The 24,254-nt window shown below is 42.7% G+C and carries 37 protein-coding genes; 6 read left to right on the top strand and 31 right to left on the bottom strand.

The window, feature by feature from the left end; translation table 11 throughout:
- Nucleotides 1-31 precede the first annotated feature (31 nt).
- From FTU02_RS09330 to FTU02_RS09180, 31 genes are all read right to left on the bottom strand, one after another.
- Nucleotides 32-829, bottom strand: a complete 798-nt coding sequence (locus FTU02_RS09330) for an alpha/beta fold hydrolase (RefSeq protein WP_373684228.1) — start codon at nucleotides 827-829, stop codon at nucleotides 32-34.
- A 136-nt stretch (nucleotides 830-965) separates the two neighbouring features.
- Nucleotides 966-2,456 carry an NAD(P)/FAD-dependent oxidoreductase gene (locus tag FTU02_RS09325; protein WP_180156830.1) on the bottom strand — a complete coding sequence of 497 codons (1,491 nt, stop codon included), beginning with the start codon at nucleotides 2,454-2,456 and terminating at the stop codon, nucleotides 966-968.
- 216 nt (nucleotides 2,457-2,672) lie between these two features.
- Complete coding sequence (gene rplQ / locus FTU02_RS09320) at nucleotides 2,673-3,038, bottom strand: 50S ribosomal protein L17 (RefSeq protein WP_005012953.1); 366 nt, start codon at nucleotides 3,036-3,038, stop codon at nucleotides 2,673-2,675.
- 18 nt (nucleotides 3,039-3,056) lie between these two features.
- Complete coding sequence (locus FTU02_RS09315) at nucleotides 3,057-4,064, bottom strand: DNA-directed RNA polymerase subunit alpha (RefSeq protein ID WP_004650465.1); 1,008 nt, start codon at nucleotides 4,062-4,064, stop codon at nucleotides 3,057-3,059.
- Between the two features lie 17 nt (nucleotides 4,065-4,081).
- Complete coding sequence (rpsD, locus tag FTU02_RS09310) at nucleotides 4,082-4,708, bottom strand: 30S ribosomal protein S4 (RefSeq protein WP_078192454.1); 627 nt, start codon at nucleotides 4,706-4,708, stop codon at nucleotides 4,082-4,084.
- 12 nt (nucleotides 4,709-4,720) lie between these two features.
- On the bottom strand, nucleotides 4,721-5,107 hold the full coding sequence (rpsK, locus tag FTU02_RS09305; protein ID WP_001040166.1) for a 30S ribosomal protein S11: 387 nt from the start codon (nucleotides 5,105-5,107) through the stop codon (nucleotides 4,721-4,723).
- A gap of 19 nt (nucleotides 5,108-5,126) precedes the next feature.
- The gene (rpsM, locus tag FTU02_RS09300; RefSeq protein ID WP_078189269.1) at nucleotides 5,127-5,483 is read right to left on the bottom strand and encodes a 30S ribosomal protein S13; all 357 of its coding nucleotides are present in this window, start codon (nucleotides 5,481-5,483) and stop codon (nucleotides 5,127-5,129) included.
- A gap of 107 nt (nucleotides 5,484-5,590) precedes the next feature.
- Nucleotides 5,591-5,707 carry a 50S ribosomal protein L36 gene (gene rpmJ, locus FTU02_RS09295; RefSeq protein WP_000867907.1) on the bottom strand — a complete coding sequence of 39 codons (117 nt, stop codon included), beginning with the start codon at nucleotides 5,705-5,707 and terminating at the stop codon, nucleotides 5,591-5,593.
- A 20-nt stretch (nucleotides 5,708-5,727) separates the two neighbouring features.
- The gene (gene secY, locus FTU02_RS09290; RefSeq protein ID WP_171263746.1) at nucleotides 5,728-7,047 is read right to left on the bottom strand and encodes a preprotein translocase subunit SecY; all 1,320 of its coding nucleotides are present in this window, start codon (nucleotides 7,045-7,047) and stop codon (nucleotides 5,728-5,730) included.
- Between the two features lie 45 nt (nucleotides 7,048-7,092).
- A complete protein-coding gene (gene rplO / locus FTU02_RS09285; protein ID WP_078189271.1) occupies nucleotides 7,093-7,533 on the bottom strand; it encodes a 50S ribosomal protein L15 in 441 nt (146 codons plus the stop codon).
- Between the two features lie 3 nt (nucleotides 7,534-7,536).
- A complete protein-coding gene (gene rpmD / locus FTU02_RS09280) occupies nucleotides 7,537-7,713 on the bottom strand; it encodes a 50S ribosomal protein L30 (RefSeq protein ID WP_005012961.1) in 177 nt (58 codons plus the stop codon).
- Nucleotides 7,714-7,719: 6 nt separating this feature from the next.
- Nucleotides 7,720-8,217: a 30S ribosomal protein S5 gene (gene rpsE / locus FTU02_RS09275; protein ID WP_067762902.1), complete on the bottom strand. Its 498-nt coding sequence runs from the start codon at nucleotides 8,215-8,217 to the stop codon at nucleotides 7,720-7,722.
- A 2-nt stretch (nucleotides 8,218-8,219) separates the two neighbouring features.
- Nucleotides 8,220-8,570 carry a 50S ribosomal protein L18 gene (gene rplR / locus FTU02_RS09270; RefSeq protein ID WP_067762903.1) on the bottom strand — a complete coding sequence of 117 codons (351 nt, stop codon included), beginning with the start codon at nucleotides 8,568-8,570 and terminating at the stop codon, nucleotides 8,220-8,222.
- 14 nt (nucleotides 8,571-8,584) lie between these two features.
- Nucleotides 8,585-9,118: a 50S ribosomal protein L6 gene (rplF, locus tag FTU02_RS09265; protein ID WP_180115977.1), complete on the bottom strand. Its 534-nt coding sequence runs from the start codon at nucleotides 9,116-9,118 to the stop codon at nucleotides 8,585-8,587.
- A gap of 13 nt (nucleotides 9,119-9,131) precedes the next feature.
- A complete protein-coding gene (gene rpsH, locus FTU02_RS09260; RefSeq protein ID WP_078189273.1) occupies nucleotides 9,132-9,527 on the bottom strand; it encodes a 30S ribosomal protein S8 in 396 nt (131 codons plus the stop codon).
- 12 nt (nucleotides 9,528-9,539) lie between these two features.
- Nucleotides 9,540-9,845: a 30S ribosomal protein S14 gene (gene rpsN, locus FTU02_RS09255; protein ID WP_067762906.1), complete on the bottom strand. Its 306-nt coding sequence runs from the start codon at nucleotides 9,843-9,845 to the stop codon at nucleotides 9,540-9,542.
- Nucleotides 9,846-9,854: 9 nt separating this feature from the next.
- On the bottom strand, nucleotides 9,855-10,391 hold the full coding sequence (rplE, locus tag FTU02_RS09250) for a 50S ribosomal protein L5 (RefSeq protein WP_067762907.1): 537 nt from the start codon (nucleotides 10,389-10,391) through the stop codon (nucleotides 9,855-9,857).
- 15 nt (nucleotides 10,392-10,406) lie between these two features.
- Complete coding sequence (gene rplX, locus FTU02_RS09245) at nucleotides 10,407-10,724, bottom strand: 50S ribosomal protein L24 (protein WP_078189274.1); 318 nt, start codon at nucleotides 10,722-10,724, stop codon at nucleotides 10,407-10,409.
- Nucleotides 10,725-10,733: 9 nt separating this feature from the next.
- A complete protein-coding gene (gene rplN / locus FTU02_RS09240; RefSeq protein ID WP_005012978.1) occupies nucleotides 10,734-11,102 on the bottom strand; it encodes a 50S ribosomal protein L14 in 369 nt (122 codons plus the stop codon).
- Between the two features lie 89 nt (nucleotides 11,103-11,191).
- The gene (gene rpsQ / locus FTU02_RS09235) at nucleotides 11,192-11,449 is read right to left on the bottom strand and encodes a 30S ribosomal protein S17 (protein WP_078192456.1); all 258 of its coding nucleotides are present in this window, start codon (nucleotides 11,447-11,449) and stop codon (nucleotides 11,192-11,194) included.
- Nucleotides 11,446-11,643, bottom strand: coding sequence for a 50S ribosomal protein L29 (gene rpmC, locus FTU02_RS09230; protein WP_005012982.1), 198 nt, complete (start codon nucleotides 11,641-11,643; stop codon nucleotides 11,446-11,448). The genes rpsQ and rpmC overlap by 4 nt, the downstream gene beginning before the upstream one ends.
- On the bottom strand, nucleotides 11,643-12,056 hold the full coding sequence (gene rplP / locus FTU02_RS09225) for a 50S ribosomal protein L16 (RefSeq protein WP_068909575.1): 414 nt from the start codon (nucleotides 12,054-12,056) through the stop codon (nucleotides 11,643-11,645). The genes rpmC and rplP overlap by 1 nt, the downstream gene beginning before the upstream one ends.
- A gap of 3 nt (nucleotides 12,057-12,059) precedes the next feature.
- Nucleotides 12,060-12,812, bottom strand: coding sequence for a 30S ribosomal protein S3 (gene rpsC / locus FTU02_RS09220; RefSeq protein WP_078189277.1), 753 nt, complete (start codon nucleotides 12,810-12,812; stop codon nucleotides 12,060-12,062).
- Nucleotide 12,813: 1 nt separating this feature from the next.
- The gene (gene rplV / locus FTU02_RS09215) at nucleotides 12,814-13,143 is read right to left on the bottom strand and encodes a 50S ribosomal protein L22 (protein WP_035265103.1); all 330 of its coding nucleotides are present in this window, start codon (nucleotides 13,141-13,143) and stop codon (nucleotides 12,814-12,816) included.
- An 11-nt stretch (nucleotides 13,144-13,154) separates the two neighbouring features.
- The gene (gene rpsS / locus FTU02_RS09210; protein ID WP_004281508.1) at nucleotides 13,155-13,430 is read right to left on the bottom strand and encodes a 30S ribosomal protein S19; all 276 of its coding nucleotides are present in this window, start codon (nucleotides 13,428-13,430) and stop codon (nucleotides 13,155-13,157) included.
- 19 nt (nucleotides 13,431-13,449) lie between these two features.
- On the bottom strand, nucleotides 13,450-14,274 hold the full coding sequence (rplB, locus tag FTU02_RS09205) for a 50S ribosomal protein L2 (RefSeq protein WP_078189278.1): 825 nt from the start codon (nucleotides 14,272-14,274) through the stop codon (nucleotides 13,450-13,452).
- Nucleotides 14,275-14,285: 11 nt separating this feature from the next.
- Nucleotides 14,286-14,606, bottom strand: coding sequence for a 50S ribosomal protein L23 (rplW, locus tag FTU02_RS09200; RefSeq protein ID WP_005012992.1), 321 nt, complete (start codon nucleotides 14,604-14,606; stop codon nucleotides 14,286-14,288).
- Nucleotides 14,603-15,205, bottom strand: coding sequence for a 50S ribosomal protein L4 (gene rplD / locus FTU02_RS09195; RefSeq protein WP_078189279.1), 603 nt, complete (start codon nucleotides 15,203-15,205; stop codon nucleotides 14,603-14,605). Before rplD ends, rplW begins: the two co-directional genes overlap by 4 nt.
- An 11-nt stretch (nucleotides 15,206-15,216) precedes the next feature.
- Nucleotides 15,217-15,855, bottom strand: a complete 639-nt coding sequence (gene rplC, locus FTU02_RS09190; protein WP_078189280.1) for a 50S ribosomal protein L3 — start codon at nucleotides 15,853-15,855, stop codon at nucleotides 15,217-15,219.
- A 59-nt stretch (nucleotides 15,856-15,914) separates the two neighbouring features.
- Nucleotides 15,915-16,226 (bottom strand): 30S ribosomal protein S10, encoded by a 312-nt coding sequence (gene rpsJ, locus FTU02_RS09185; RefSeq protein WP_000070912.1) that lies wholly within the window; start codon nucleotides 16,224-16,226, stop codon nucleotides 15,915-15,917.
- Nucleotides 16,227-16,494: 268 nt separating this feature from the next.
- The gene (locus FTU02_RS09180; RefSeq protein WP_180115978.1) at nucleotides 16,495-17,232 is read right to left on the bottom strand and encodes a type 1 glutamine amidotransferase; all 738 of its coding nucleotides are present in this window, start codon (nucleotides 17,230-17,232) and stop codon (nucleotides 16,495-16,497) included.
- Nucleotides 17,233-17,390: 158 nt separating this feature from the next.
- On the opposite strand from FTU02_RS09180, the gene FTU02_RS09175 reads away from it, so the two are divergent.
- The 6 genes from FTU02_RS09175 to FTU02_RS09150 all read left to right on the top strand — a co-directional run bounded on the left by FTU02_RS09175 (nucleotide 17,391) and on the right by FTU02_RS09150 (nucleotide 24,128).
- Nucleotides 17,391-18,593 (top strand): PLP-dependent transferase, encoded by a 1,203-nt coding sequence (locus tag FTU02_RS09175; RefSeq protein ID WP_180115979.1) that lies wholly within the window; start codon nucleotides 17,391-17,393, stop codon nucleotides 18,591-18,593.
- A 14-nt stretch (nucleotides 18,594-18,607) separates the two neighbouring features.
- Nucleotides 18,608-20,191, top strand: a complete 1,584-nt coding sequence (locus tag FTU02_RS09170) for a helicase HerA-like domain-containing protein (protein ID WP_180115980.1) — start codon at nucleotides 18,608-18,610, stop codon at nucleotides 20,189-20,191.
- Nucleotides 20,192-20,341: 150 nt separating this feature from the next.
- Entirely contained in the window at nucleotides 20,342-21,550 is a 1,209-nt protein-coding gene (gene hmpA / locus FTU02_RS09165) for an NO-inducible flavohemoprotein (protein ID WP_078192460.1), read from the top strand.
- An 86-nt stretch (nucleotides 21,551-21,636) separates the two neighbouring features.
- The gene (locus FTU02_RS09160; RefSeq protein ID WP_078189285.1) at nucleotides 21,637-22,080 is read left to right on the top strand and encodes an Rrf2 family transcriptional regulator; all 444 of its coding nucleotides are present in this window, start codon (nucleotides 21,637-21,639) and stop codon (nucleotides 22,078-22,080) included.
- Nucleotides 22,081-22,165: 85 nt separating this feature from the next.
- Nucleotides 22,166-23,026 carry a ribosome biogenesis GTP-binding protein YihA/YsxC gene (yihA, locus tag FTU02_RS09155; RefSeq protein WP_180156828.1) on the top strand — a complete coding sequence of 287 codons (861 nt, stop codon included), beginning with the start codon at nucleotides 22,166-22,168 and terminating at the stop codon, nucleotides 23,024-23,026.
- Between the two features lie 157 nt (nucleotides 23,027-23,183).
- Nucleotides 23,184-24,128, top strand: a complete 945-nt coding sequence (locus tag FTU02_RS09150; RefSeq protein WP_180156826.1) for a metal-dependent hydrolase — start codon at nucleotides 23,184-23,186, stop codon at nucleotides 24,126-24,128.
- Nucleotides 24,129-24,254 lie beyond the last annotated feature (126 nt).

The raw sequence follows: 24,254 nt of genomic DNA, 5'->3' as shown, positions 1-24,254 counted from the left end.
CATCTGATGGGCTTATTCCATTCTTTCGATATCAACTTAAATCATTCACAAAATCACAGATCATTGCAGTGACCAATGCGGGTTGCTCTTTGTGCGGCATGTGATGAAGCCCTTCCAAAATCTCTAGGTCGGTATCGCCTTGTATACCCGAAAAAAGTTTCTGAGCTTGTGCTGTCGTCCCGTATTCATCCAGTTCTCCATGGATGATCAAGCTTGGACACTGTACTTTTCCAACATATTGCTCGAGGTTCCATTGACGAAAACTCGGTGAGAGCCAAGTTTCAGTCCAAGCATCCAAAACCCATTGGGCTTTATCCCCATGATATTTAGCCAAGCGTTCAAGTTGTCCCAGCTGCGCAAACCCTGTTTTAGCTTCACGTATACCCGATAATGTGAGTTCTTCTACTTCATACTGTGCTGATATGGTAATCAGACCTCGACATTGTTCAGTATATTCACTGGCAATAACCACAGACATTCCTCCGCCAACACTATGCCCCATCACGATAAACTGTTGAATAGAATAATGTTGAAGAAGCGCCTTAAAGCCCTGCTGTGCTTCGGCATAGACAAAATCAGTACTTAATGCATCAGGGTTCGCTGATGATTTCCCGAAGCCCAAGCGATCATACGCTATTACCGTTCTGCTAGACTCAGCAGCCAATTGCGCAGGAAAATCACGCCACAAATCCACACTGCCTAGAGAATCATGCATCAATATAATCGGAGCCAAAGTTGCATGATTATCTGCTGTTTCAGGCTGCCAAGCTTTAATATATAGCTCATAATCATTTAATTTTATAAATTCTGAATGTTCTTGAATATTCACATTAACCCTGTGTACTTTTCCTTATTTTCAACATGATATATGTTTCAACAAATAAAGCGCATCAAATAAAACCCTAAAGTCACACATCTGAAGTAAAAAAAAAAGGAGCATCATGCTCCTTTTTTATGTAATAGACTTAAGAAACTAATCTGGGTTTAGCAGCCACTTGATCAGACTTTTTTTCAAATTTCAGCACTCCATCTTCAAATGAAGCATGCTTTAATTCTTTACGATCTGCCAAATAGTTATTGCTGACTTTCCACGGTGCATGTTTACCCTGTTTTGGCATCACATCTGCTGCACGTGCAATATAGCCTGAAGTCAAACTTCCCATTACGGTATCTTCTAACAACTCGGTCGCATCGCCTTGTGGAATCACTTGGTTATAACCATTTTGATCCATATAGTTAATCAATTTACAGATGTATTCAGAAGCAATATCCACTTTTAAAGTCCATGAAGCATTAATATAGCCAATAATCATCGCCATATTGGGTACATCACTGACCATAACACCACGATATAACATATGTTTTGAGGTATTCAGTGGCTGTCCATCGATTGTGGCACTAATGCCGCCTAAAATTTGAATGTTGAGACCTGTAGCAGAAATTACTACATCTGCATCAAGATGTTTACCTGATTTCAATTGAATGCCATTTTCAGTAAAACTTTCAATTTGATCGGTTTCAACAGATGCACGGCCATCGCTTAAAATTTTAAACAAATCACCATCTGGCACCACACAAAGGCGCTGATCCCAAGGATTGTAATCTGGGGTAAAGTGTTTCATATCCACTTTACCTTTCAACTGCAACTCAATTGACTTTAATAAAAATTTACGGAGTAATTTAGGTTGCTTTTGTGCAACAGCATAAACAGCCCGCTGTACACCGATATTCCGTGCACGGGTAAGTTTATAAGCAACATCTTCAGGTAATACTTTACGCATCTTGTCATAAATGATGTCAATAGAAGGTACTGAGGCAATATAAGTTGGAGAGCGCTGTAACATCGTTACATGAGCTGCACCTCCTTTTGCCATGGCAGGGACCAAGGTAATCGCTGTTGCTCCACTGCCAATAATCACCACTTTTTTGCCTGCATAATTAAAATTTTCAGGCCAATGTTGTGGATGAATGAAGGTACCTTTAAAGTTTTCCTGCCCTTTAAACTCAGGTTGGAACCCTTGGTCATAATTATAATAACCCGTACAGCCAAAGACGAAATTTGCAACCCAGGTTTGTTGTTTCTTCTTCGCATCTTCAATAACAACAGACCATTTACGAGTTTGAGAATCGTAATTCGCACTCACAACACGGTGCTGAAAATGAATTTTTTCTTTAATCTTATATTCATCAATCACTTCAGAAAGATAGCCTTTGATCGAAGGCCCGTCTGCAAGCACACTAGATTTTTTCCACGGCTTAAAATTAAAGCCAAAAGTTGACATGTCCGAATCAGAACGAATACCAGGATATTTAAAAAGGTCCCATGTACCACCAAAACTTTCACGACGTTCAATAATTTCAAATGAACGATTAGGACAATTTTTTGAAAGATGCGCAGCCAAACCTACACCGGAGATCCCTGCACCTACAATGAGAATATCAACTTGTTTTTCCATGTTGTTCTTTTAACCTATCTTAGATTTATATTTATTAAATCACATTTTTGACAATGCACAATGTCAAGTTTAAGCAAAAGGCGATTTATTTTTATCTTTTAAGGACAAATTGAATTATTGTCTAACAATATACAGCCAACACAAAACTGCAGGCATTAAAAAAGGTCGGTTAAAAACCGACCTTTTTTAGAACAACGTACGCTGCTCTTCACGAAATTAGTTAACTTCGCGATCTACTAGCTCAACGTAAGCCATCGGTGCAGCATCACCTGCACGGAAGCCCGCTTTAAGAACACGTAGATAACCACCGTTACGTTCTTTGTAACGAGGGCCAAGAACGGTAAATAATTTACCAACAGTTGCAGCTGAACGAGTACGAGCAAACGCTAAACGACGGTTTGCTACAGAATCGACTTTAGCTAAAGTGATTAAAGGCTCAGCAACACGACGTAATTCTTTTGCTTTAGGAACAGTAGTTTTAATTAACTCGTGTTCGAACAAAGAATTAGCCATGTTTTGGAACATCGCTTTACGATGACTGCTTGTACGGCCTAATTTCACACCACTATTACGATGACGCATGGTGATAGTCCTACTTAATTAACGGCTACGATAAGCAAAGCGATCGTCCATGCGGAGGCTAGCCGGTGGCCAGTTCTCTAAACGCATGCCCAATTGCAAGCCTTTCGATGCCAGAACATCTTTAATCTCAGTCAACGATTTTTTACCTAGGTTAGGAGTTTTAAGCAACTCAACTTCAGTACGTTGAACAAGATCGCCAATGTAGTAAATATTTTCTGCTTTCAAACAGTTAGCAGAACGAACAGTAAGCTCTAGATCATCTACTGGACGAAGCAAAATCGGATCAACTTCTTCACGAGGCTCTTGAGCAACTGGTGCTTGATCTTTCTGAAGATCAACAAAAATTGCAATTTGTTGTTGCAAGATTGTTGCCGCTTTGCGGATAGCTTCTTCAGGATCAACAGTACCGTTGGTTTCAAGATCAATGATCAATTTATCAAGGTCAGTACGTTGTTCTACACGAGCGTTTTCCACTGTGTAAGACACACGTTTGATTGGGCTGTAAGAAGCATCTAATTGCAAACGACCCACTGGGCGAGTTTCGCCCTCAGGGAAGCGTGAATCAGAAGTCTCATAACCACGACCTTGAGAAACTTTCAGGCGCATTTTTAATGAGCCAGAAGCACTTAAAGTACCGATCAAATGTTCAGGGTTAACCACTTCAACATTGTGTGGTAAACGAAGGTCAGCGGCTGTAACGTCGCCAGGACCTTGTTTTTCCAATGTCAGATAAGCTTCATTTTGATCGAACAGCTTAATAGACAATCCTTTTAGGTTCAGCAAGAGCTCGACGATGTCCTGCTGCAAGCCTTCCAAAGTACTGTACTCGTGCTCGACACCTTCAATCTCTACTTCAACCACGGCTGCGCCAGGTAAAGAAGACAAAAGGATACGACGTAAAGCATTACCAAGAGTATGACCAAAGCCACGCTCTAATGGTTCTAGAATAACTTTTGCCGAGGTCCCGCTTGCCGCTTCGACCTTAATCGCTTGCGGAGTTAGAAACTCATTTGCAGTACGCGTCATTATTGCTACCTCAAGGATTATTTAGAATACAATTCTACAATCAAGCTTTCGTTGATTTCAGCAGGTAAATCAGAGCGATCTGGTGCAGCTTTGAATGTACCTTCCAATTTAGAATGATCAATTTCAATCCAAGATGGAATGCCACGTTGAGTCGCTAACTCAACTGCGTTTTTGATACGCAATTGTTGTTTAGCGCCTTCGTGAACTGCAACAACGTCACCAGCTTTAACTTGGATAGACGCGATATTAACACGACGACCATTTAAAGTGATTGAACGGTGAGATACAAGCTGACGAGCTTCTGCACGTGTAGAACCAAAACCCATGCGATAAACAACGTTATCTAGACGGCTTTCAAGAAGTTTCAACAAGTTTTCACCTGTTGCGCCTTTAACACGAGCAGCTTCTTTGTAGTAGTTACTAAATTGACGCTCTAAAACACCGTACATACGACGTACTTTTTGTTTTTCACGTAATTGTAGTGAGTACTCAGATTGTTTGCCGCCACGAGCGCCACCATGTTGGCCAGGTGCTTTAGCAGCTTTTTTTGTTTTGACGTCAAATGGTTTAACGCCAGATTTTAATTGCAGGTCTGTCCCTTCGCGGCGAGAGAGTTTGCATTTTGGACCAATATAACGAGCCATGAATGTTTCTCCTTACACGCGACGTTTTTTAGGTGGACGGCAACCGTTGTGCGGGATTGGCGTCACATCGGTAATGCTGTTAATTTTATAACCCACTGCACCTAAAGCACGAACCGCAGATTCACGACCTGGACCAGGACCTTTTACAAGGACGTCCAAGTTTTTCAAACCGTAATCTAAAGCAGCTTTACCAGCAACCTCAGCAGCTACCTGAGCAGCAAACGGAGTTGATTTACGTGATCCACGGAAGCCTTGTCCACCAGAGGTAGCCCAAGCCAGTGCATTACCTTGACGATCGGTAATAGTCACAATGGTGTTATTAAAAGAAGCGTGAATGTGTGCAACACCTTCAGAGACGGTACGAGTGACCTTCTTGCGTGTGCGAGTATCTTTAGCCATCTTTTAGCTTCCAGAAATCTTATTTCTTAATAGGTTTGCGCGGACCTTTACGGGTACGTGCGTTAGTTTTGGTGCGTTGACCACGGACAGGCAAGCTGCGACGATGACGAAGACCGCGGTAGCAGCCTAAATCCATTAAACGTTTAATGTTCATGGAAATTTCGCGACGTAAATCACCTTCGGTAGGAACCTTAGTAACTTCTGCACGAATCGCATCAAGCTGAGCGTCATCTAATTCACGAATTTTAGTTGTTGGTGCAATACCAGCAGCAGCTAAGATAGCTTTTGCAGTGTGGCGACCAATACCAAAAATGTACGTTAGAGAGATAACAGCATGCTTGTTATCCGGAATGTTTACACCGGCAATACGAGCCATTCAATTTTCTCCAAAAAGGCAGTTAAGATAATCAACCGCCCGACAAAATCTTTGAGGGGCGGATAATAACCTAATTAGCCTACTGAAATCAACAGGTCTTGATCAGATTAACCTTGACGCTGCTTATGACGAGGTTCTGCGCTGCAAATTACGCGAATAACCCCATTACGACGGATAACTTTACAGCTACCACAAATTTTCTTTACAGAAGCTTGAACTTTCATAATGAAACCTCTAAGTGCGCTTATCCTTTCGGATGAGCAGTCGTTTTACGCATTAACGATTGATTGTCATATTGATGCGATGTGAGATGAGCTTGGAGCTGAGCCATAAAGTCCATCACCACCACCACTACGATCAGTAAAGACGTACCACCTAAGCTAAATGGAATACCAAATGAGCTTTGTAGAATCATCGGCATTAAACAGATGATTGTGATATAAACCGCGCCAATAAAAGTCAAACGATTCAAAATATGATCTAAATAGCGTGCAGTTTGCTCACCAGGACGAATACCCGGTACATAAGCACCACTACGTTTTAAATTCTCTGACACTTCTTTCGGGCTAAATACTAGCGCAGTATAGAAGTAACAGAAGAAGATAATTAATGCGCCAAATAGCACCAAATACATCGGTTGACCTGGCGACAATACGAGTGCCAAATCTTGTAGGCCACGTTTAATCACGCCAGCATTCGGATCTGCGCTGCCTACCCATTGCCCTAAGCTCGCTGGGAACAATAGCAATGAACTCGCAAAAATTGCAGGAATCACACCCGCCATATTAATTTTTAATGGCAAATGTGTTTGCTGGGCAGTAAATACACGACGACCTTGTTGTTTTTGAGCATAGTTTACCGGAATACGACGCTGCGCCTTCTCAATAAACACAATTGCTGCTAACACTGCAACAGACAGCAATGCAAAAATTGCAAGACCAATTAAACTTGATTGGCCATTATCTACTGAGGTTAAAGATTGCAGAACCAAGTTCGGCAAACCAGCAACAATACCAGCGAAGATGATCATGGAAATACCATTCCCTACTCCACGCTCTGTAATTTGCTCACCTAACCACATCAGGAACATTGTACCTGCAACCAGAGAAGTTACAGCTGGAACGTAAAAAGCAAGTCCACTAGTCAAAGTAATATTTTGACTAATCAGACCTGCACACATCCCAACAGCTTGCACAAGTGCAAGAAACAATGTGCCTTGTCGCGTATATTGATTGATCTTACGCTTACCTTGTTCGCCTTCTTTCTTTAAAGCTTCCAGCGAAGGAACAACCGTAGACATTAACTGCACAATAATCGATGCAGAAATATACGGCATAATCCCAAGAGCAAGAATTGACATACGCTCTAATGCACCACCTGAGAACATGTTAAACAAACCAAGGATCGTACCTTGGTTTGCATTAAACAGATTCTCTAGTGCGGCATTGTTAATGCCCGGTACTGGAATATGTGCTCCCAGTCGAAAAACCAACAACGCCCCGATGAGGAACATCATACGGCGGATAATTTCACGATATTTCACATGAAAAGGCTGGCCTTTCATCATGTTAACATGACCTGTCGAACTAGGAGTCATAGACACTGGGGATTACTCCTCGACTTTACCGCCAGCAGCTTCAACAGCAGCTTTAGCGCCTTTAGTCAATGCAACACCTTGAACAGTGAACGCACGAGTAATTTCACCAGAAAGTACGATACGTGCACGTAACATATCTTTACGTACAACGTTAGCAGCTTTTAAAGTTTCAAGAGACACGATGTCGCCTTCAACTTTAGCGAGTTCTGATAAACGTACTTCAGCAGTTTTCAAAGCCATTTGGCTAGTGAAACCGAATTTAGGTAAACGACGATATAACGCAGTTTGACCACCTTCGAAACCAGGACGTGTACCACCGCTCTTACGTGAGTTTTGACCTTTGACACCACGGCCACCAGTCTTACCAACGCCAGAACCGATACCACGGCCTAAACGTAGGTTGTCACGCTTAGCACCTTCTGCAGGTGCAATTGTATTTAAACGCAGAGTCATGGCTTATTCCTCTACACTAACCATATAGTAAACTTGGTTGATCATACCACGGTTAGAAGGCGTATCTTGCACTTCAACTGTATGACCAATACGACGCAGACCTAAACCTTTAAGGCTAAGCTTGTGATTTTTCAAGCGATGCGATGAAGATTTAGTCTGGGTAACTTTAATCGTTTTCATGATTGATTACCCTTGAATTTGTGCTACTGATAAACCACGTTTCGCAGCAACTTTCTCAGGAGAAGTCATATCACGCAAACCGTTAAAAGTTGCGTTTACTACGTTAGCAGCGTTAGTAGAACCATAACACTTAGTTAATACGTTACGTACACCTACAGCTTCTAAAACTGCACGCATAGCGCCACCAGCAATTACACCAGTACCTTCAGAAGCAGGTTGCATGTAAACGCGGCTTGCACCGTGACGAGCATTGATAGGGTGCTGAACAGTACCGTCAACAAGGTCAACAGTAATCATGTTGCGACGAGCAGCTTCAAGTGCTTTAGAAATAGCAGCTGGAACTTCACGTGCTTTACCACGACCAAAACCTACGCGACCATTACCATCACCCACAACAGTTAATGCTGTGAAAGAGAAGATACGACCACCCTTAACAACTTTGGCTACACGATCAACGGCAACCAGCTTTTCAACAAGACCTTCGTTTTGTTCAACTTTAGCCATGATTAGAACTCCAAGCCGTTTTCACGAGCAGCATCAGCCAAGGCTTTGATACGACCATGATATTTGAAACCAGAACGGTCAAATGCAACTTTAGTTACACCAGCCGCTTTAGCACGTTCTGCAATTAAAGCACCAACTTTCTGAGCCGATTCAACGTTACCAGTAGTACCAGCACGTAGAGTAGCGTCTAAAGTAGAAGCTTGCGCTAATACTTTGCCACCATCTGCAGAGATAACTTGAGCATAGATGTGACGCGGAGTGCGGTTTACACACAAACGAGTCGCACCCAATGCACGGATGTGCAAGCGTGTGCTTTTCGCACGACGCAAACGGGATTGTTTCTTTTCGTTCATAAGAACCTCGCGCCTTATTTCTTCTTAGCTTCTTTACGAAGTACAACTTCGTCAGAATAACGAACACCTTTACCTTTATAAGGCTCTGGCGGACGGTAACCACGGATTTCTGCAGCAACTTGACCTAATTTAGCTTTATCAGCTGATTTAAGTACAATTTCAGTTGCAGTAGGAGTTTCTGCAGTTACACCTTCAGGAAGGTTGTAGTCGATCGGGTGAGAGAAACCAAGGTTAAGGTTAACAATGTTACCTTTAACCGCAGCTTTATAACCAACACCAATCAGTTGTAACTTACGTTCGAAACCTTCGTTAACACCTTTTACAAGGTTGTTAAGCACAGCGCGAGCAGTACCAGCCTGCATCCAAGCTTCTTTAGATTCAGCTTTAGGAGCAATAACTAGAGTACCGTCTTCCTGTTTTAGCTCGACCAGCGCATGCAGGTTGAAAGACAATGTACCTTTGCTGCCTTTCACTTCGACCTGCCGGCCGTTCTGAGTAACTGTAACACCGTTAGGTACAGTTACTGGGGCTTTAGCCACACGAGACATGAGGAATCACCTATTAAGAAACAAAAGCAATAACTTCACCACCGATACCTGCAGCACGTGCAGCGCGATCAGTCATGATGCCTTTGCTTGTAGAAACAATTGCAATACCTAAACCTTGCTTAACGCTAGGAAGTGCATCTTTACCGCGATATTGACGTAGACCAGGACGGCTTACGCGTTTCACAGTATCGATAACTGGTTTGCCTTCGAAATATTTTAAAGTAATCGTTAAAGTCGCTTTGCCTTCATTATCAGCAACAGCAACATCAGCGATATAACCTTCTTGCTGAAGTACGTTAGCAATCGCAACTTTCAACTTTGAGTTTGGCATAGAAACAGTTTGTTTCTTTGCCATTTGTGCGTTACGAACACGTGTTAGCATGTCGGCAACGGTATCTTGCATACTCATTTATAGTGCTCCTTACCAGCTTGCCTTAACAACGCCCGGTACATCACCTTGCATTACTGTTTCACGTAATTTGTTACGGCTTAAACCGAACTTACGGAAGTAACCATGAGGACGACCAGTTAAACCACAACGGTTACGTAGACGTACTGGAGACGCATTACGTGGTAATGCTTGAAATTTCATCATCGCTTCGAAACGTTCTTCGTCTGATGCATTTACGTTTGCGATAATTGCTTTTAATTCAGCACGTTTCGCAGCGTATTTAGCAACAGTAGCTTCGCGTTTCAATTCGCGATTAATCATACCTTTCTTAGCCATATCGACCTCTTATTTGAACGGGAAGCCGAATGCACGCATAAGCGCACGGCCTTCGTCATCGGTGCGAGCAGTCGTAGTGATGGTAATGTCCATACCACGAATACGATCAATCTTATCAAAATCGATTTCAGGGAACATGATTTGTTCCTTAAGACCCATTGAGTAGTTACCACGACCATCAAATGATTTCGCAGAGAAACCACGGAAGTCACGGATACGAGGGATCGCGATAGAGATCAAACGGTCTAAGAATTCGTACATACGTTCGCCACGTAAAGTAACTTTACAGCCGATCGGCCAACCATCACGGATTTTGAAACCAGCGATAGATTTACGAGCTAAAGTAAGTACTGGTTTTTGACCAGCAATTGCTTGCATATCAGAAAGAGCGCCATCTAACAATTTCTTGTCAGCTGATGCAGCACCAACACCCATGTTGATGGTAATTTTTGTAATGCGAGGGATATCCATCACATTCTTAACGCCCAATGTTTCTTTTAATTGAGCCTTAAGTTCGTCGTTGTAACGCGTTTTAAGTCTGGCCATTGCCTAGTCAACCTATTACTTCGCTACCGCCACTGATTCACCATTAGATTTGAATACGCGGGTTTTCACGCCTTCAATCACTTGGTAACCAACACGGTCAGCCTTTTGGGTTGTAGCATTAAAAATTGCCACGTTAGAGATATGAAGCTCAGCTTCTTGAGTTACGATGCCGCCTTCAGCGCCAGTAGCTCGGTTAGGCTTTTGATGCTTCGTTACCAAGTTAAGGCCTTCAACCTTAACACGGTCATTTGAAACAGACAAAACAGTACCTTGTTTGCCTTTTTCTTTACCTGCGATCACAATTACTTGATCGCCCTTTTTAATCTTAGCCATGAGTGCCTCTTATAGAACTTCAGGAGCCAATGAAATAATTTTCATGAACTGTTCAGTACGAAGTTCACGAGTCACTGGTCCGAAAATACGAGTTGCAATCGGCGCTTTGTTGTTGTTCAAAATAACAGCTGCGTTATCGTCGAAACGAATAACTGAACCATCTGCACGACGGATGCCGAATTTTGTACGTACAACTACAGCATTCATCACGTCACCTTTTTTAACACGTGCGCGTGGAATAGCTTCTTTTACAGTAACTTTAATAATGTCGCCAACAGAAGCATAACGACGATGTGAACCACCAAGTACTTTAATACATTGTACGCGGCGAGCACCACTGTTGTCTGCTACGTCGAGCATACTTTCGGTTTGAATCATTGCCCTACTCCAAAACCGAGCATCACCGGTCGCAATTTCGAAAGGCTCAAAGAGTACTCGAAATTGACCGATGATGCAAGAACGTTTAATTACTCAGCAGCAGCTTCAACAACTTCAACTAAAGTCCAAGACTTAGTTTTAGACATTGGGCGGCTTTCTTTGATGCTTACTACGTCGCCAACTTTAGCAACATTGTTTTCATCATGAGCGTGTAATTTAGTTGAACGGCGGATTAATTTGCCATACAACGGGTGTTGAACGCGGCGTTCGATAAGAACAACGATAGACTTGTCCATCTTGTCGCTAACTACTTTACCGGTTAACGTGCGAACTGTTTGTTCACTCATTGTCCGTTCCCCTGTTTTTCGGTAAGGAGGGTCTTAATACGAGCAATTGTCTTACGAGTAAGCGCAACTTCGTGCGATTTACCCAATTGACCAGTTGCTTTCGCCATACGAAGACGGAATTGGTTAAGCTGTTGCTCATCAAGCAAAGCTGTCAACTCTTCTACCGACTTTTCACGTAGATCATTAGTTTTCATTACATTACCGTCCGAGTCACGATAGTGGTTTTAAACGGAAGTTTTGCAGCAGCAAGCGTAAACGCTTCGCGAGCAAGTTCTTCGTTAACACCATCAATTTCGTACAAGACTTTACCTGGTTTGATTTGGCAAACCCAGTATTCCACAGAACCTTTACCTTTACCCATACGAACTTCTAATGGTTTTTCAGTAATTGGTTTGTCTGGGAAAACACGGATAAAGATCTTACCACCACGTTTAATACGACGGCTGATTGTACGACGCGCTGCTTCAATTTGACGTGCTGTCATTTGACCACGTTCAACTGATTTAAGCGCAATAGTACCAAAAGATACTGAGCTACCGCGATGTGCTAGACCAGTGTTACGGCCTTTTTGCACTTTACGGAATTTAGTACGTTTAGGTTGTAACATGGATTATTCTCCTTTTTCAGCAGAACGATCATTGCGACGACCACGACGCTCTTGACCTTCACCACGACCACGGCCACGTTTAGCTGGACGTTCTTCAGCTGGAGCTGGGTTCATGACTTGTTTCATGCCGCCCAAGATCTCACCACGGAAGATCCATACTTTAACGCCGATCGTACCGTAAGTAGTCTCAGCACGCATAGTAGCATAGTCGATGTCAGCACGAAGAGTATGAAGAGGTACACGACCTTCACGATACCATTCAGTACGAGCAATCTCAGCACCACCTAGACGGCCTGAAACTTCAACTTTGATACCTTTAGCACCAGCACGCATAGAGTTTTGAACCGCACGCTTCATAGCACGACGGAACATTACACGTTTTTCTAATTGAGAAGCGATTGCCTCAGCAACTAAACGAGCGTCTAAATCTGGGCGATCGATTTCGTTGATACTTACTTGCGCAGGAACACCCATAATGGCTGTTAATTCGCGTTGTAATTTCTCAATGTCTTCGCCTTTTTTACCGATCACGATACCAGGACGTGCAGTGCTAATAGTTACTTTAGCTGCGCCTGTAGGGCGTTCGATAAGAATATTGCTCACCATCGCATTCTTAAGTTTTTTAGTTAAAAACTCACGAACTTGAAGATCTTTTAGCAAATATTCAGCATATTGTTTCGGATTCGCATACCAGTTAGCGTTATGACGTTTCACAACACCTAGGCGGATACCGATTGGATGAACCTTCTGACCCATATCAAACCCCTACCTTAACGGTAATGTGACAAGTACGCTTAGTAATACGATCTGCACGGCCTTTAGCACGTGGCAAAATACGTTTCAGGCTCATGCCTTCATCAACGTAGATCGTAGAAACTTTAAGGTCGTCTACATCTAAACTGTTATTGTGTTCAGCGTTTGCAATCGCAGATTCCAATGCTTTTTTAACTAAAACTGCAGCTTTTTTGTTGCTGAAGTTTAAGATATTTAAAGCATGCGCAACAGATTTGCCGCGAATTAGGTCTGCAACCAAACGTGCTTTTTGTGCCGAGATAGCGGCACCGCGTAATTTAGCAGTTACTTCCATCATAGCACCTATTAACGTTTAGACTTCTTGTCAACACCGTGACCACGATAGGTACGAGTTGGCGCGAATTCACCTAATTTATGACCAACCATATGCTCAGATACAATCACTGGAACATGGTTACGGCCATTGTGTACAGAAATTGTTAGACCAACAAAATCCGGTAAGATCATCGAACGACGCGACCAAGTTTTGATCGGCTTACGGTTATTAGCCGCGATAGCCGCTTCAACCTTAGCGAACAAGTGCGCATCGACGAATGGGCCTTTTTTCAGAGAACGAGGCATTGTCAGATTCCTTTACTTGTTACTTAACGCGACGGTCGCGAATGATCATCTTAGTCGTACGCTTGTTGGTACGTGTTTTGTACCCTTTAGCTTTTTGACCCCATGGACTTACAGGTTGAATACCTTTGTTACGTCCTTCACCACCACCATGTGGATGGTCTACTGGGTTCATCGCCATACCACGTACGGTAGGACGAACGCCACGCCAGCGTGATGCACCTGCTTTACCAAGTGAACGAAGGTTGCTTTCTGAGTTAGAAACTTCACCTAACACAGCACGGCATTCAACGTGTACTTTACGCATTTCGCCTGAACGAAGACGAATGATAGCGTAAGAACCGTCACGACCCAACAATTGAGCAGATGTACCAGCAGAACGTACTAATTGTGCGCCTTTACCGATTTTAAGCTCGATGTTGTGAAGAGTAGAACCGATAGGCATGTTGCGAAGTGGTAAGCAGTTACCTGGACGGATTGGAGCATCGTTACCAGATTGAACTTGATCACCAGCGCGAAGGCCTTTAGGTGCAATAATATAGCGACGTTCACCGTCAGCATATTTCAATAAAGCAATATGAGCTGTACGGTTTGGATCGTATTCAATACGCTCAACTACAGCAGGGATGCTGTCTTTGTTACGTTTGAAGTCTACGATACGGTAGTGCTGTTTATGACCACCACCAACGTGACGAGTTGTAATGTGACCGTTGTTATTACGACCGCCAGTACGTTTTTTAGCTTCAACCAACGGAGCATATGGCGCGCCTTTGTGAAGGTGGTTATGAACCACTTTCTCTACAAAGCGACGTCCTGGAGACGTTGGCTTACATTTTTGAATCGGCATAATTTTCGTCCTTATTCCGCTGCGTTTTCAGCGGTATCGCCCAAGTCAGCCATTTCAACATCTTGGCCAGCTTTCAGGGTGACGTATGCTTTTTTAACATCAGAACGACGTCCTAATGTTTTACCAAAGCGTTTAGTCTTACCTTTAGTGATCGTTGTGTTAACTTTAACAACTTGAACACCAAATAGTTGCTCAACAGCTTTTTTGATTTCAAGTTTGTTTGCATCTAGTGCAACTTTGAACACTTGAACACCAGCAGTTTCGCCTAAAACTTGTGCTTTTTCTGAGAATACAGGTCCTTGTAGGACTTGATAGATACGTTCGTTGTTCATCCGAGTTCTACCTCAATTTTCTTAGCAGCAGCAACAGACATAACAACTTTATCGAACGCGATCAAGCTAACAGGATCGATTGCAGCAGCATCAACCACATCAACGTGTGGAATGTTGCGAGCAGCAAGATACAAGTTCTCATCAACAGCATCTGTAACGATTAATGCACGAGGTGCATTCAAGTCGTTAAGTTTTGCAAGCAATTCTTTAGTTTTTGGAGCTGCAACAGCAATCTCTTCAACTAAAACAAGGCGATCTTGACGAACAAGCTCAGCCAGGATGCATTGCATAGCACCGCGATACATTTTACGGTTTACTTTTTGAGACCAGTCTTGTGGACGAGCAGCAAAAGTTTTACCACCGCCAACCCAGATTGGGCTACGAATAGAACCAGCACGAGCGCGGCCAGTACCTTTTTGACGGAAAGGTTTTTTACCACCGCCAGAAACGTCAGCACGTGATTTTTGCGCTTTAGAACCTTGACGACCACCAGCTAAGTAAGCTGTAACAACTTGGTGTACAAGAGCTTCGTTAAAATCACGACCAAACGCAACTTCAGATAACTCAACAGCAGAGCCGGAAACAGTATTTAAATTCACGTTATTTCCCCTCAGGCCTTGATAGTAGGACGAACAGTAACGTCGCCACCAGTAGCACCAGGAACCGCGCCTTTAACAACTAGAACTGAACGTTCTGCGTCGATAGCAACGATTTCAAGACCCTGTGTAGTTACACGTTCAGCACCTAAGTGACCAGGCATTTTTTTGCCTTTGAACACGCGACCAGGAGTCTGGTTTTGACCTGTAGAACCGATAACACGGTGAGATACAGAGTTACCATGTGTAGCGTCTTGAGTACGGAAGTTCCAACGTTTAACACCACCTTGGAAACCTTTACCTTTAGATGTACCAGTAACGTCAACAATTTGACCCACTGTGAACACATCCACACCGATAGTTCCGCCAACTTCACGACCTTCAAGATCAGCTTCTGTAGCGCGAAATTCTTGAACTAGACGACCAGCAGCAACACCAGCTTTCGCAAAGTGACCTTTCTGAGCGTTAGTTACGCGAGATTCGCGACGTTCACCAGTAGTGATTTGAATCGCTTGATAACCATCAGTTTCAAGCGTTTTGATTTGTGTGATGCGGTTAGGATCAACCTCAATCACTGTTACAGGTACAGAAACACCAGCATCTGTAAAGATACGTGTCATACCGCACTTGCGACCGACTAAACCAATAGCCATGTGCATAAACCTCTAAAAAAGCGGCCTAATTAACTTAGAGCGTTAATTAACCGAAAGCCTTAACCCAAAGCGATCTGAACATCAACACCAGCTGCAAGATCTAACTTCATCAATGCATCAACAGTTTTATCTGTAGGTTGAACGATGTCGATCAAACGTTTGTAAGTGCGGATCTCGTATTGGTCACGCGCATCTTTGTTAACGTGTGGTGATGTTAAAACGTTAAAACGTTCGATACGTGTAGGCATCGGGATTGGACCACAAACTTGTGCGCCAGTACGTTTTGCTGTTTCTACGATTTCTTGAGCTGATTGATCAATTAAACGGTGATCAAAAGACTTAAGACGGATACGAATTCTCTGGTTAGACATACCAGTTAACTCCAAGCCAAATATATAAAGAATCACCCTTGACGCATCTCACCCCACTTTGAAAGAGGCAAGTGTCAAGAGCAGTGAAATATCACTAAGGTCACGATCGATGCCGCGACTGTCACGATGTTAACTACTTTATTCGTAGCCAACCCCCTTCATCAAAGGGTTGCCCATTATAGCTATTGTTTAATGCATAAGCAAATCTCTTTTGCTGTTTTTCTTATATTTTTCATTTTTTATGCAAGATCAATTGCTTAACTTTTAATCAACAGGCATTTTTTCTTAATACATACTCTATTGCTTGGTTTAGTATTTGATTTCCCTCAATAAATTTGTTTTTTGCGCTTTTCCGCAGATCATGTACTGGCTGTACATGTGTTCCTGAAAAAAATGCCAACTCTTCATCATTTTCCAAAAATAAATCGAGTACTTCAGGGGTAATTTCAGGATGAAACTGAAAGCCCAAAACATTTTGTCCAATTTGATACATTTGATTACGACATGCATCATTTTCCGCCAGTAGTACCGCTCCTTTGGGAATTTCAAATGTTTCACTGTGCCACTGCATGACTTTAAACTCTTCCGGTAGTTTGAAACAGCCATGCGGTACGTTAGCGACCTTACGGATGGTCGTCCAACCCAATTCTTGTTGTGCATTTCGACTCACCGCACCACCCAAAGCATTAGCAATCAATTGCCCACCTAAACAAAGCCCGATTGCGGGTTTACCGAGGGCTAAATAGCGTCGCAGCCAACGCTTTTCTATTTTTAACCATGGGAAATTTGCCTCATCATTTACGCTCATGGTGCCACCCATAATGATAAGTAAATCGACATCTTCAACATGCGGCAAAGCCTCGAGATCCAAGGCTTGATCGACAGGTAATGCAAAGAATTCTGTGGCCGTAATTTGAGCCTGATGCTGTTTTAAAAATTCATAACAGCTGCCGAACCCTTCGCCAGCAATATGCTGAAAATAATGTACTTTTAAATGCGACTTCATGCGCTAAACCTATTGTTGTTGCTCTGATATCGGTTTTGCAAGAATGAAGCCAACTTTGCTTTTCACTTAATTTTCTATACAAAAGCATCGTAAATCCATGCGTTTTAGTCGTATTCTTTTGAACATTCATTATTATTTTGATCATTTCAGAGCGCCACGTGAAAAAGAATCCTCAAACTGAACTCATTCATGCACCAAGAAAGGCACCGCAATACATCAATAGTATTCAACCTCCCCTGTTTCGTGCATCCACTATAATTTTCGAAAATACAGATGCGCTTTTTAATCGCCATTGGACTGATGATTATGACTATAGCTATGGCACACATGGCACACCCACTACATTTACCCTAGGCGATCAGATTGCTCAGATTGAAGGTGGCTTGTATCACTTACTCGCACCAAGCGGTTTATCTGCAATTAATTTGGTCAATTCATGTTTTTTAAGTCAAGGGGATGAAGTGTGGGTCGCAGATAATATCTATGGCCCAAATATGGACCATTTACGCAATTTAGAAACCCGCTATGGCATCGTGGTCAAAGTTTATAACCCTATTAATGTCGATTCATTTAGCCCTTCAGCGCAAGCCAAGCTTATCTGGTTAGAAGCGGCGGGTTCTGTCACTTTAGAGTTTCCAGATTTAGTCGGCTTGGTCAAAAAAGCTCAAGCGCAGAACATTCTCACTGCACTGGACAATACGTGGGGCGCAGGACTTGCCTTTAATGCTTTTGATTTTAGTGCTGAGCACCTGGGTGTCGATATCAGTGTGCATGCCTTGACCAAATACCCAAGTGGCGGCGGGGATATTTTGATGGGTTCGGTAATTACACGAGATAAAAAGCTTCATCACAAACTGTTTCGTGCGCACGCCATTCAAGGCATTAGTATCTCTGGTGATGACGCCGCGCAAGTACAACGCAGTCTGGCTTCTATGCGCCTGCGCTATGAACACCAGTCACAAAGTGCTTTAACTTTATTAAATTGGCTAAAACAGCAACCAGCATTTGTACAGGTTTTACATCCTGCTGATGAAGCTTCCGCAGGACATCAGTATTGGAAAGAAATTTGTACAGAACAACACAGTGCCGGCTTGGTCAGCGTGGTATTTAATGAAAAATATAGCTTGCAAGATGTACGCCGCTTTTGCGATGCGCTGAAACTATTTAAGCTCGGTTTTAGCTGGGGTGGTCCAGTCAGTTTAGTCATGCTATATAACTTAAAAGATATGCGTATACTCGAACATTCACACATTCAAGCTGGCTTACTTGTTCGCTTTTGTATAGGACTAGAACATCCTGCAGATTTAATACAAGATATAGAAAACGCACTACAACATTTAAATAAACAGCAACTCGAATAAATACAGGAACATCTATGGGTACACCAATAATTATTGGCAAAAAAACACAAGACACCACACAGGATGTGGTGCTTCATTCACAATTTGCAAACCGCCATGGTTTGATTGCTGGGGCCACAGGTACTGGTAAGACGGTGACGTTGAAGGTGTTGGCAGAAAGTTTTTCTCGGCTGGGTGTACCTGTATTTTTAGCTGATGCCAAAGGGGATGTTTCTAGCCTTGCCAAAGCAGGTGAAAGCAATCCTAAGTTTGACGAACGAATTAAAAGTTTAAATATCGAGAGCATTCCTTTTGCTGCCTCCCCAGTGGTGTTTTGGGATTTGTTTGGTGAACAAGGACACCCCATTCGCACCACCATTTCTGAAATTGGTCCACTGCTCCTTGCCCGAATTCTGAATTTAAACGACACCCAAGAAGGTGTGCTATCTGCGGTCTTTCGTATTGCCGATGATCAGGGCTTATTGCTCATCGACTTTAAAGACTTAAAAGCCATGATTAGCTACGTCAGTGAACATGCAGCCGAATTTAAAAATGAATATGGCAATTTATCGCCTGCAAGTTTAGGTGCGATTCAACGTAATTTACTCGCATTGGCCGATCAAGGTGGTGACAAGTTCTTTGGTGAGCCTGCGCTCAATATCATGGATTTCATTCAAACGGATGCACAAGGTCGTGGCAACATCAACCTGCTCGCCGCCAACAAGTTAATGAATACCCCTAAGCTCTATGCAACTTTCTTACTTTGGATGCTGTCAGAACTGTTTGAACAATTGCCCGAAGTTGGAGATATGGATAAACCCAAACTGGTGTTCTTCTTTGATGAAGCGCATTTATTGTTTGATAATGCCAGCCCTGCTTTACAAGAAAAAATTGAACAAGTGGTACGTCTAATTCGCTCTAAAGGGGTCGGCATTTACTTTGTAACGCAAAACCCACTTGACCTACCTGAGAGTGTTTTAGGCCAACTGGGTAACCGCGTTCAGCATGCGCTACGTGCATTTACCCCGAAAGATCAGAAAGCTGTTAAGACGGCAGCAGATACTTTTCGAGCCAATCCTGCGTTTAAAGTCGATCAAGTGATTACGGAACTGGCTGTAGGTGAAGCATTAATTAGCTGTCTAGATGAGCAAGGCACACCCCAAATCGTTGAACGTGCTTGGGTGATGCCACCCTATTCTTCATTTAGTCCAATTGCTGTAGAAGAACGCAAAGCACTCATGGCAAATAGCGTTGTTGCAGGTGTGTATGACACCGAAGCAGACCGTGAAAGTGCCTATGAACTTTTGCAAAATAAAGTGGCGGAGCGCCAACAACAAGCCGTCCAAGCGGAACAAGATAAAATAGAAGCCAAAGAACAAGAAGCGTTGGCCAAACAACAAGCCAAAGAAGCAGATGCACTCGCCAAACAGCAAGCACGTGAACAAGAACGCCTTGCGCGCGAACAACAAAAAGAAGCTGAGCGTGCAGCCAAACAACGTGAAAAACTGATTCAAGACACGGTAGGAACTTTTGCAAAAAGTGCTGCACGCAGCTTGGGCGGGTCGACAGGTCAGAAAATCGTACGCGGTTTGCTAGGTTCACTGTTTGGTAAAAAATAATTCGCCATTTCGATTATCTATGCTTAATTTATGGGATATTTTAATATCCCATATTTTTTTTATGGTTTTATCAATGGGACATATTGCAAATGCATTTTTAAATATGTATTTTAAATACATCTTATAAATAACAGCCATGAGAGATCAGCTATGACTCCGCAGCAAATTGACCTAGTAAAAGCTACTGTTCCTGTTCTACGTGAAAATGGTGTCGCGCTGACTGGTTACTTCTATAATCGTATGTTGGGCAATAACCCTGACCTCAAAGAAACCTTTAACATGGGACATCAGCGCAGCGGTGCTCAGGCACAAGCCTTGGCGGGTGCTGTATTGGCTTATGCTGAAAATATTGAGGACCCATCTGTACTTTTACCAGTTGTAGAATTAATTGCGCATAAACATGTGAGTCTTAACATTCAAGCGCCAGACTATAATATTGTCGGCGAAAATTTGCTGCACTCGATCAGTGAAGTATTAAGCATTTCAATGGAAGATCCACTGATTGCAGCTTGGGCAGCAGCATATGGACAATTGGCAGACTTGTTTATCAGCACTGAAAAAGCGATTTATGAGCAACATCAGCAAACTAAAGGCAGTTGGTTAGGTTGGCGTAATTTCAAAATCGCGAAAAAAGTGGCTGAAAGTGATGAAATCACCTCATTCTACCTTGAGCCTTCTGATGGTGGTGATTTACCAAAATATGAAGCAGGTCAGTACATCTCTGTACGTGTATTGGTCGATGAGCTGGGTCTAAAACAACCACGTCAATATACATTGTCTACCAGCCCACAAGACAACTACTTACGTATCTCTGTAAAACGTGAAGATCAGAAAGGTGACTTGGTTCCAGGTTGGGTATCAAATACACTGCATGGCTTGGAGATCGGTTCAGAAATCGAAGTGTCTGCACCAACAGGTAATTTCTTCCTGATTGATTCACAAAAACGCAATGTCTTTATCAGTGGTGGTGTAGGTCTAACACCAATGATTGCGATGCTGAATCAGTTGGTGACTTTAGACATGCCACAACCTGTAACCTTTATCCATGCCTGCCGTAGCAAACAAGTGCATGCAATGCATAAACACATTCAGGATTTGGAAGCAAAATACCCACGTCTTAGCACTTTTACAGCGTATGAGTTCCCTCATGCTAATGATAAATTAGGTGAAGATTATGATGCTGCTGGTCGTCTAGACTTAGGCAGCATGGATACTGCACTGTTACCGATCAATGCGGATTATTACCTTTGCGGTCCAATGCCATTTATGGCTGAACAACAGAAAGCTTTAATTGCTCGTGGTATTCCTGCTAGCAATATTCACAGCGAAGCTTTCGGCACTGGTGGTGTAAAACACTAACTAAGCTATTCACCTGAAATACAAAGGGTTAGTTTAGTTATGCTAGACTAGCCCTTATTTATTTCTCTCAGACTCACAGTATTATCATGCAACTCAATAAATTCACCGATTATGCATTACGCATTTTGCTCTATATCGCACGTCCTCGTGATGTGCCTTATAACATTGCTGAAATTGCAGAAGACCTGCACGTTTCGCGTAATCACTTGGTGAAAATTGTGCATTTTATGGCAAAGCAAAACTGGTTAATCACCAGCCGCGGCAAAGGTGGCGGTATTCGTCTAAACCCTGAAGCACTTGACGCTCAACTCGGTCAAATTGTGCGAATTTTGCAAGGTAATCACCAGATTGTTGAATGTAACGACCCACCCTGCGTACTGCGCAGTCAGTGTGGTTTAAAAAGCATCTTAGACCAAGCTTTAGAACAGTTTTATCAAAGTCTCGATCAGTACAAACTTGCTGACGTCTTACAACCAAGCAGCGCATCTAAATTTACAACACAATCTCCAATTCAAATGATCAATCTCTAATTTCACTTTGCCTGCGACAAAATTCGCTTGCCTGCCCGACTTCCTTTATAATGCGTGTTGTTAAATCAGTTATTGAAGTTGGGTTATGCATCAGCACAGAGGAAAATCACGAAACAGTAAAGCGGCCAATGCGCCGAAGCAAAAGATTACTTACGAGAAAAAAGTAGACTCTGCGATTACTGAATATGCTGTGCGCTCGCTCAACTGGCTACGCAAAGCTGAGTTCTTAATGAGTGCGCCTAAACTCAACCTCTGCGTTGAAGATACCGGCTATGAAATTGCCTTTGCTGGCCGCTCAAATGCGGGTAAGTCAAGTGCCATTAATGCGCTCACCAACCAAAAACAATTGGCTCGTGCGTCGAAAAAACCGGGTCGTACCCAAATGATCAACTTTTTCAGTCTAGGAAATCCTGATCAACGTTTGGTCGACTTACCGGGTTATGGCTATGCCGCTGTACCTGAAGCGATGAAAATCGTGTGGCAAAAAGAGTTAGAAAACTATCTGATACACCGTGAAAGTTTACAAGGTCTTGTGCTGTTGATGGATATCCGTCATCCACTACAACATTTTGACGTCATGATGTTGGAATGGGCACATTCACGTAAATTGTTCGTGCATGTACTGCTCACCAAATCAGATAAATTAAACCGTGGCCCAGCCTCTAAAGCACTACAAGAAGTGAAAGCGGCATTGAAAAAAATGAAGCTTAACTTCTCTATCCAATTGTTCTCATCATTGAATAAACAAGGTTTAGAAGAGTTAGCGAGTGTCATGGCGGGTCGTCTCAACTTCACTCTAGAACAATCCACAGAGTTTGATCTCGACAGCATACCTGAAGCATCGGAAGATGATATTGAAATCGATACGGACGCGGAAGCATTCAATGACTTCCACACTACATCTGAAGATTTACCCCAAGCTGAAGACAAAAAATCAGACCACTAATCCATTATTTTTAAAGTCAGCGCAAGGATGATTGTCTGACAAAAAGTATCATCTGAAGATAATGAAATGTCCTGTATTGCTAATCACAATGCAGGATTTTTTTTGGATACTGAATACATCAGATGTGCACTCGATCACATAAAAACAAGGATAGGTCATGAAATTACTCTCCCGCTTGAGAAACACAAAACTTGGATCATCAATCGAATATAAAATTAAGCCACGTAAAGTGAAATTTGAGTGGCAAGATACTCAAGTTGACTGGGTGCCTAACCAACCTTTTGTCAGCTATTTTATTAATGAAATTAATATGATCTTACCGGCAGGTGAATTTTGGTTTTGCCGTCTGTATAACAAAGTATTGCCACAAATTAGAGATGAAAAATTAGCAGAGGACGTTAAAGCATTTATCCGCCAAGAAGCCATGCATGCTCAGGCGCATAACTCTGCCAATAAAGAATATCTGTCTCAGCGCAATATCAGCATTAAACGCAACCTTGAAATCATGGATTTTCTCTTTGGCAAACTGCTTGCAGACCAACCTTTAGGGCTCAACGTACCCAAAGCTTTAGATCATCAATGGGATCTCTTTCGTTTAGGGGTGATTGCAACGGTTGAACACATGACCTGTGTACTAGGCAAATATGCTTTATATAATAAAGAGTGGGAACGCCTCGGTGCTGATCCGAATATGCTCGATCTAGTAAAATGGCATGGTGCAGAAGAAATAGAGCATCGTACCGTGGCCTTTGATTTGTATCGTCATCTTGGTGGGGGCTATATTTCTCGCTATTATCAAAGTGTGATTGTGATTGCTGCCGTACTTGGTCTATGGGTCGATGGTGCAGCACATATCATGCAGCAAGACTCGCGCTATGCATCGATTAAACCTGCCGTATATAAACCGTGGATTTGGCGTGAATGGGCGCGTATCGCGCAAAAAGACAATCGCTTATTGCCACATCCACTTTGGTTAGTGTCACAGCAATTGGGGTATTTAATGCCTTGGTACGATCCTGTACATGAAGCAAAAACTGAAGATGCGATTGCATACCTCGACAACTCTCCTGCTGCAAAACGTGTCGCACTGAAAGTTGCATAAACACCATTTAAAATCTGTATTAAGCAGGGTTCGCCCTGCTTTTTAGTGCTCACATCCATTTCGCTCTATTTTTTTATTGAGCAATCAACAAACTTAAGATGAATAGGGTCGTCATAAGTTCGATGT

It is taken from the genome of Acinetobacter sp. YH12045, from assembly GCF_013419925.1.
Taxonomy (GTDB): domain Bacteria; phylum Pseudomonadota; class Gammaproteobacteria; order Pseudomonadales; family Moraxellaceae; genus Acinetobacter; species Acinetobacter amyesii.
The sequence above is the reverse complement of the archived record's forward strand: the minus strand, read 5'-3'. Positions and strand labels throughout refer to the sequence as shown.

What these genes read in the sequence shown, in the direction of transcription:
- FTU02_RS09325 (WP_180156830.1), bottom strand. Translation starts at nt 2,456, where the DNA reads ATGGAAAAACAAGTTGATATTCTCATTGTAGGTGCAGGGATCTCCGGT.
- rplQ (WP_005012953.1), bottom strand. Translation starts at nt 3,038, where the DNA reads ATGCGTCATCGTAATAGTGGTGTGAAATTAGGCCGTACAAGCAGTCAT.
- FTU02_RS09315 (WP_004650465.1), bottom strand. Translation starts at nt 4,064, where the DNA reads ATGACGCGTACTGCAAATGAGTTTCTAACTCCGCAAGCGATTAAGGTC.
- rpsD (WP_078192454.1), bottom strand. Translation starts at nt 4,708, where the DNA reads ATGGCTCGTTATATTGGTCCAAAATGCAAACTCTCTCGCCGCGAAGGG.
- rpsK (WP_001040166.1), bottom strand. Translation starts at nt 5,107, where the DNA reads ATGGCTAAAGATACTCGCACACGCAAGAAGGTCACTCGTACCGTCTCT.
- rpsM (WP_078189269.1), bottom strand. Translation starts at nt 5,483, where the DNA reads ATGGCTCGTATTGCCGGTGTAAACATTCCGGATAACAAGCATGCTGTT.
- rpmJ (WP_000867907.1), bottom strand. Translation starts at nt 5,707, where the DNA reads ATGAAAGTTCAAGCTTCTGTAAAGAAAATTTGTGGTAGCTGTAAAGTT.
- secY (WP_171263746.1), bottom strand. Translation starts at nt 7,047, where the DNA reads ATGAAAGGCCAGCCTTTTCATGTGAAATATCGTGAAATTATCCGCCGT.
- rplO (WP_078189271.1), bottom strand. Translation starts at nt 7,533, where the DNA reads ATGACTCTGCGTTTAAATACAATTGCACCTGCAGAAGGTGCTAAGCGT.
- rpmD (WP_005012961.1), bottom strand. Translation starts at nt 7,713, where the DNA reads ATGAAAACGATTAAAGTTACCCAGACTAAATCTTCATCGCATCGCTTG.
- rpsE (WP_067762902.1), bottom strand. Translation starts at nt 8,217, where the DNA reads ATGGCTAAAGTTGAACAAAACGAAGGTCTTGTTGAAAAGCTGGTTGCC.
- rplR (WP_067762903.1), bottom strand. Translation starts at nt 8,570, where the DNA reads ATGAACGAAAAGAAACAATCCCGTTTGCGTCGTGCGAAAAGCACACGC.
- rplF (WP_180115977.1), bottom strand. Translation starts at nt 9,118, where the DNA reads ATGTCTCGTGTGGCTAAAGCCCCAGTAACTGTACCTAACGGTGTTACA.
- rpsH (WP_078189273.1), bottom strand. Translation starts at nt 9,527, where the DNA reads ATGAGTATGCAAGATACCGTTGCCGACATGCTAACACGTGTTCGTAAC.
- rpsN (WP_067762906.1), bottom strand. Translation starts at nt 9,845, where the DNA reads ATGGCTAAGAAAGGTATGATTAATCGCGAATTGAAACGCGAAGCTACT.
- rplE (WP_067762907.1), bottom strand. Translation starts at nt 10,391, where the DNA reads ATGGCCAGACTTAAAACGCGTTACAACGACGAACTTAAGGCTCAATTA.
- rplX (WP_078189274.1), bottom strand. Translation starts at nt 10,724, where the DNA reads ATGGCTAAGATTAAAAAGGGCGATCAAGTAATTGTGATCGCAGGTAAA.
- rplN (WP_005012978.1), bottom strand. Translation starts at nt 11,102, where the DNA reads ATGATTCAAACCGAAAGTATGCTCGACGTAGCAGACAACAGTGGTGCT.
- rpsQ (WP_078192456.1), bottom strand. Translation starts at nt 11,449, where the DNA reads ATGAGTGAACAAACAGTTCGCACGTTAACCGGTAAAGTAGTTAGCGAC.
- rpmC (WP_005012982.1), bottom strand. Translation starts at nt 11,643, where the DNA reads ATGAAAACTAATGATCTACGTGAAAAGTCGGTAGAAGAGTTGACAGCT.
- rplP (WP_068909575.1), bottom strand. Translation starts at nt 12,056, where the DNA reads ATGTTACAACCTAAACGTACTAAATTCCGTAAAGTGCAAAAAGGCCGT.
- rpsC (WP_078189277.1), bottom strand. Translation starts at nt 12,812, where the DNA reads ATGGGTCAGAAGGTTCATCCAATCGGTATCCGCCTAGGTGTTGTGAAA.
- rplV (WP_035265103.1), bottom strand. Translation starts at nt 13,143, where the DNA reads ATGGAAGTAACTGCTAAATTACGCGGTGCCGCTATCTCGGCACAAAAA.
- rpsS (WP_004281508.1), bottom strand. Translation starts at nt 13,430, where the DNA reads ATGCCTCGTTCTCTGAAAAAAGGCCCATTCGTCGATGCGCACTTGTTC.
- rplB (WP_078189278.1), bottom strand. Translation starts at nt 14,274, where the DNA reads ATGCCGATTCAAAAATGTAAGCCAACGTCTCCAGGACGTCGCTTTGTA.
- rplW (WP_005012992.1), bottom strand. Translation starts at nt 14,606, where the DNA reads ATGAACAACGAACGTATCTATCAAGTCCTACAAGGACCTGTATTCTCA.
- rplC (WP_078189280.1), bottom strand. Translation starts at nt 15,855, where the DNA reads ATGGCTATTGGTTTAGTCGGTCGCAAGTGCGGTATGACACGTATCTTT.
- rpsJ (WP_000070912.1), bottom strand. Translation starts at nt 16,226, where the DNA reads ATGTCTAACCAGAGAATTCGTATCCGTCTTAAGTCTTTTGATCACCGT.
- FTU02_RS09180 (WP_180115978.1), bottom strand. Translation starts at nt 17,232, where the DNA reads ATGAAGTCGCATTTAAAAGTACATTATTTTCAGCATATTGCTGGCGAA.
- FTU02_RS09170 (WP_180115980.1), top strand. Translation starts at nt 18,608, where the DNA reads ATGGGTACACCAATAATTATTGGCAAAAAAACACAAGACACCACACAG.
- hmpA (WP_078192460.1), top strand. Translation starts at nt 20,342, where the DNA reads ATGACTCCGCAGCAAATTGACCTAGTAAAAGCTACTGTTCCTGTTCTA.
- FTU02_RS09160 (WP_078189285.1), top strand. Translation starts at nt 21,637, where the DNA reads ATGCAACTCAATAAATTCACCGATTATGCATTACGCATTTTGCTCTAT.
- yihA (WP_180156828.1), top strand. Translation starts at nt 22,166, where the DNA reads ATGCATCAGCACAGAGGAAAATCACGAAACAGTAAAGCGGCCAATGCG.
- FTU02_RS09150 (WP_180156826.1), top strand. Translation starts at nt 23,184, where the DNA reads ATGAAATTACTCTCCCGCTTGAGAAACACAAAACTTGGATCATCAATC.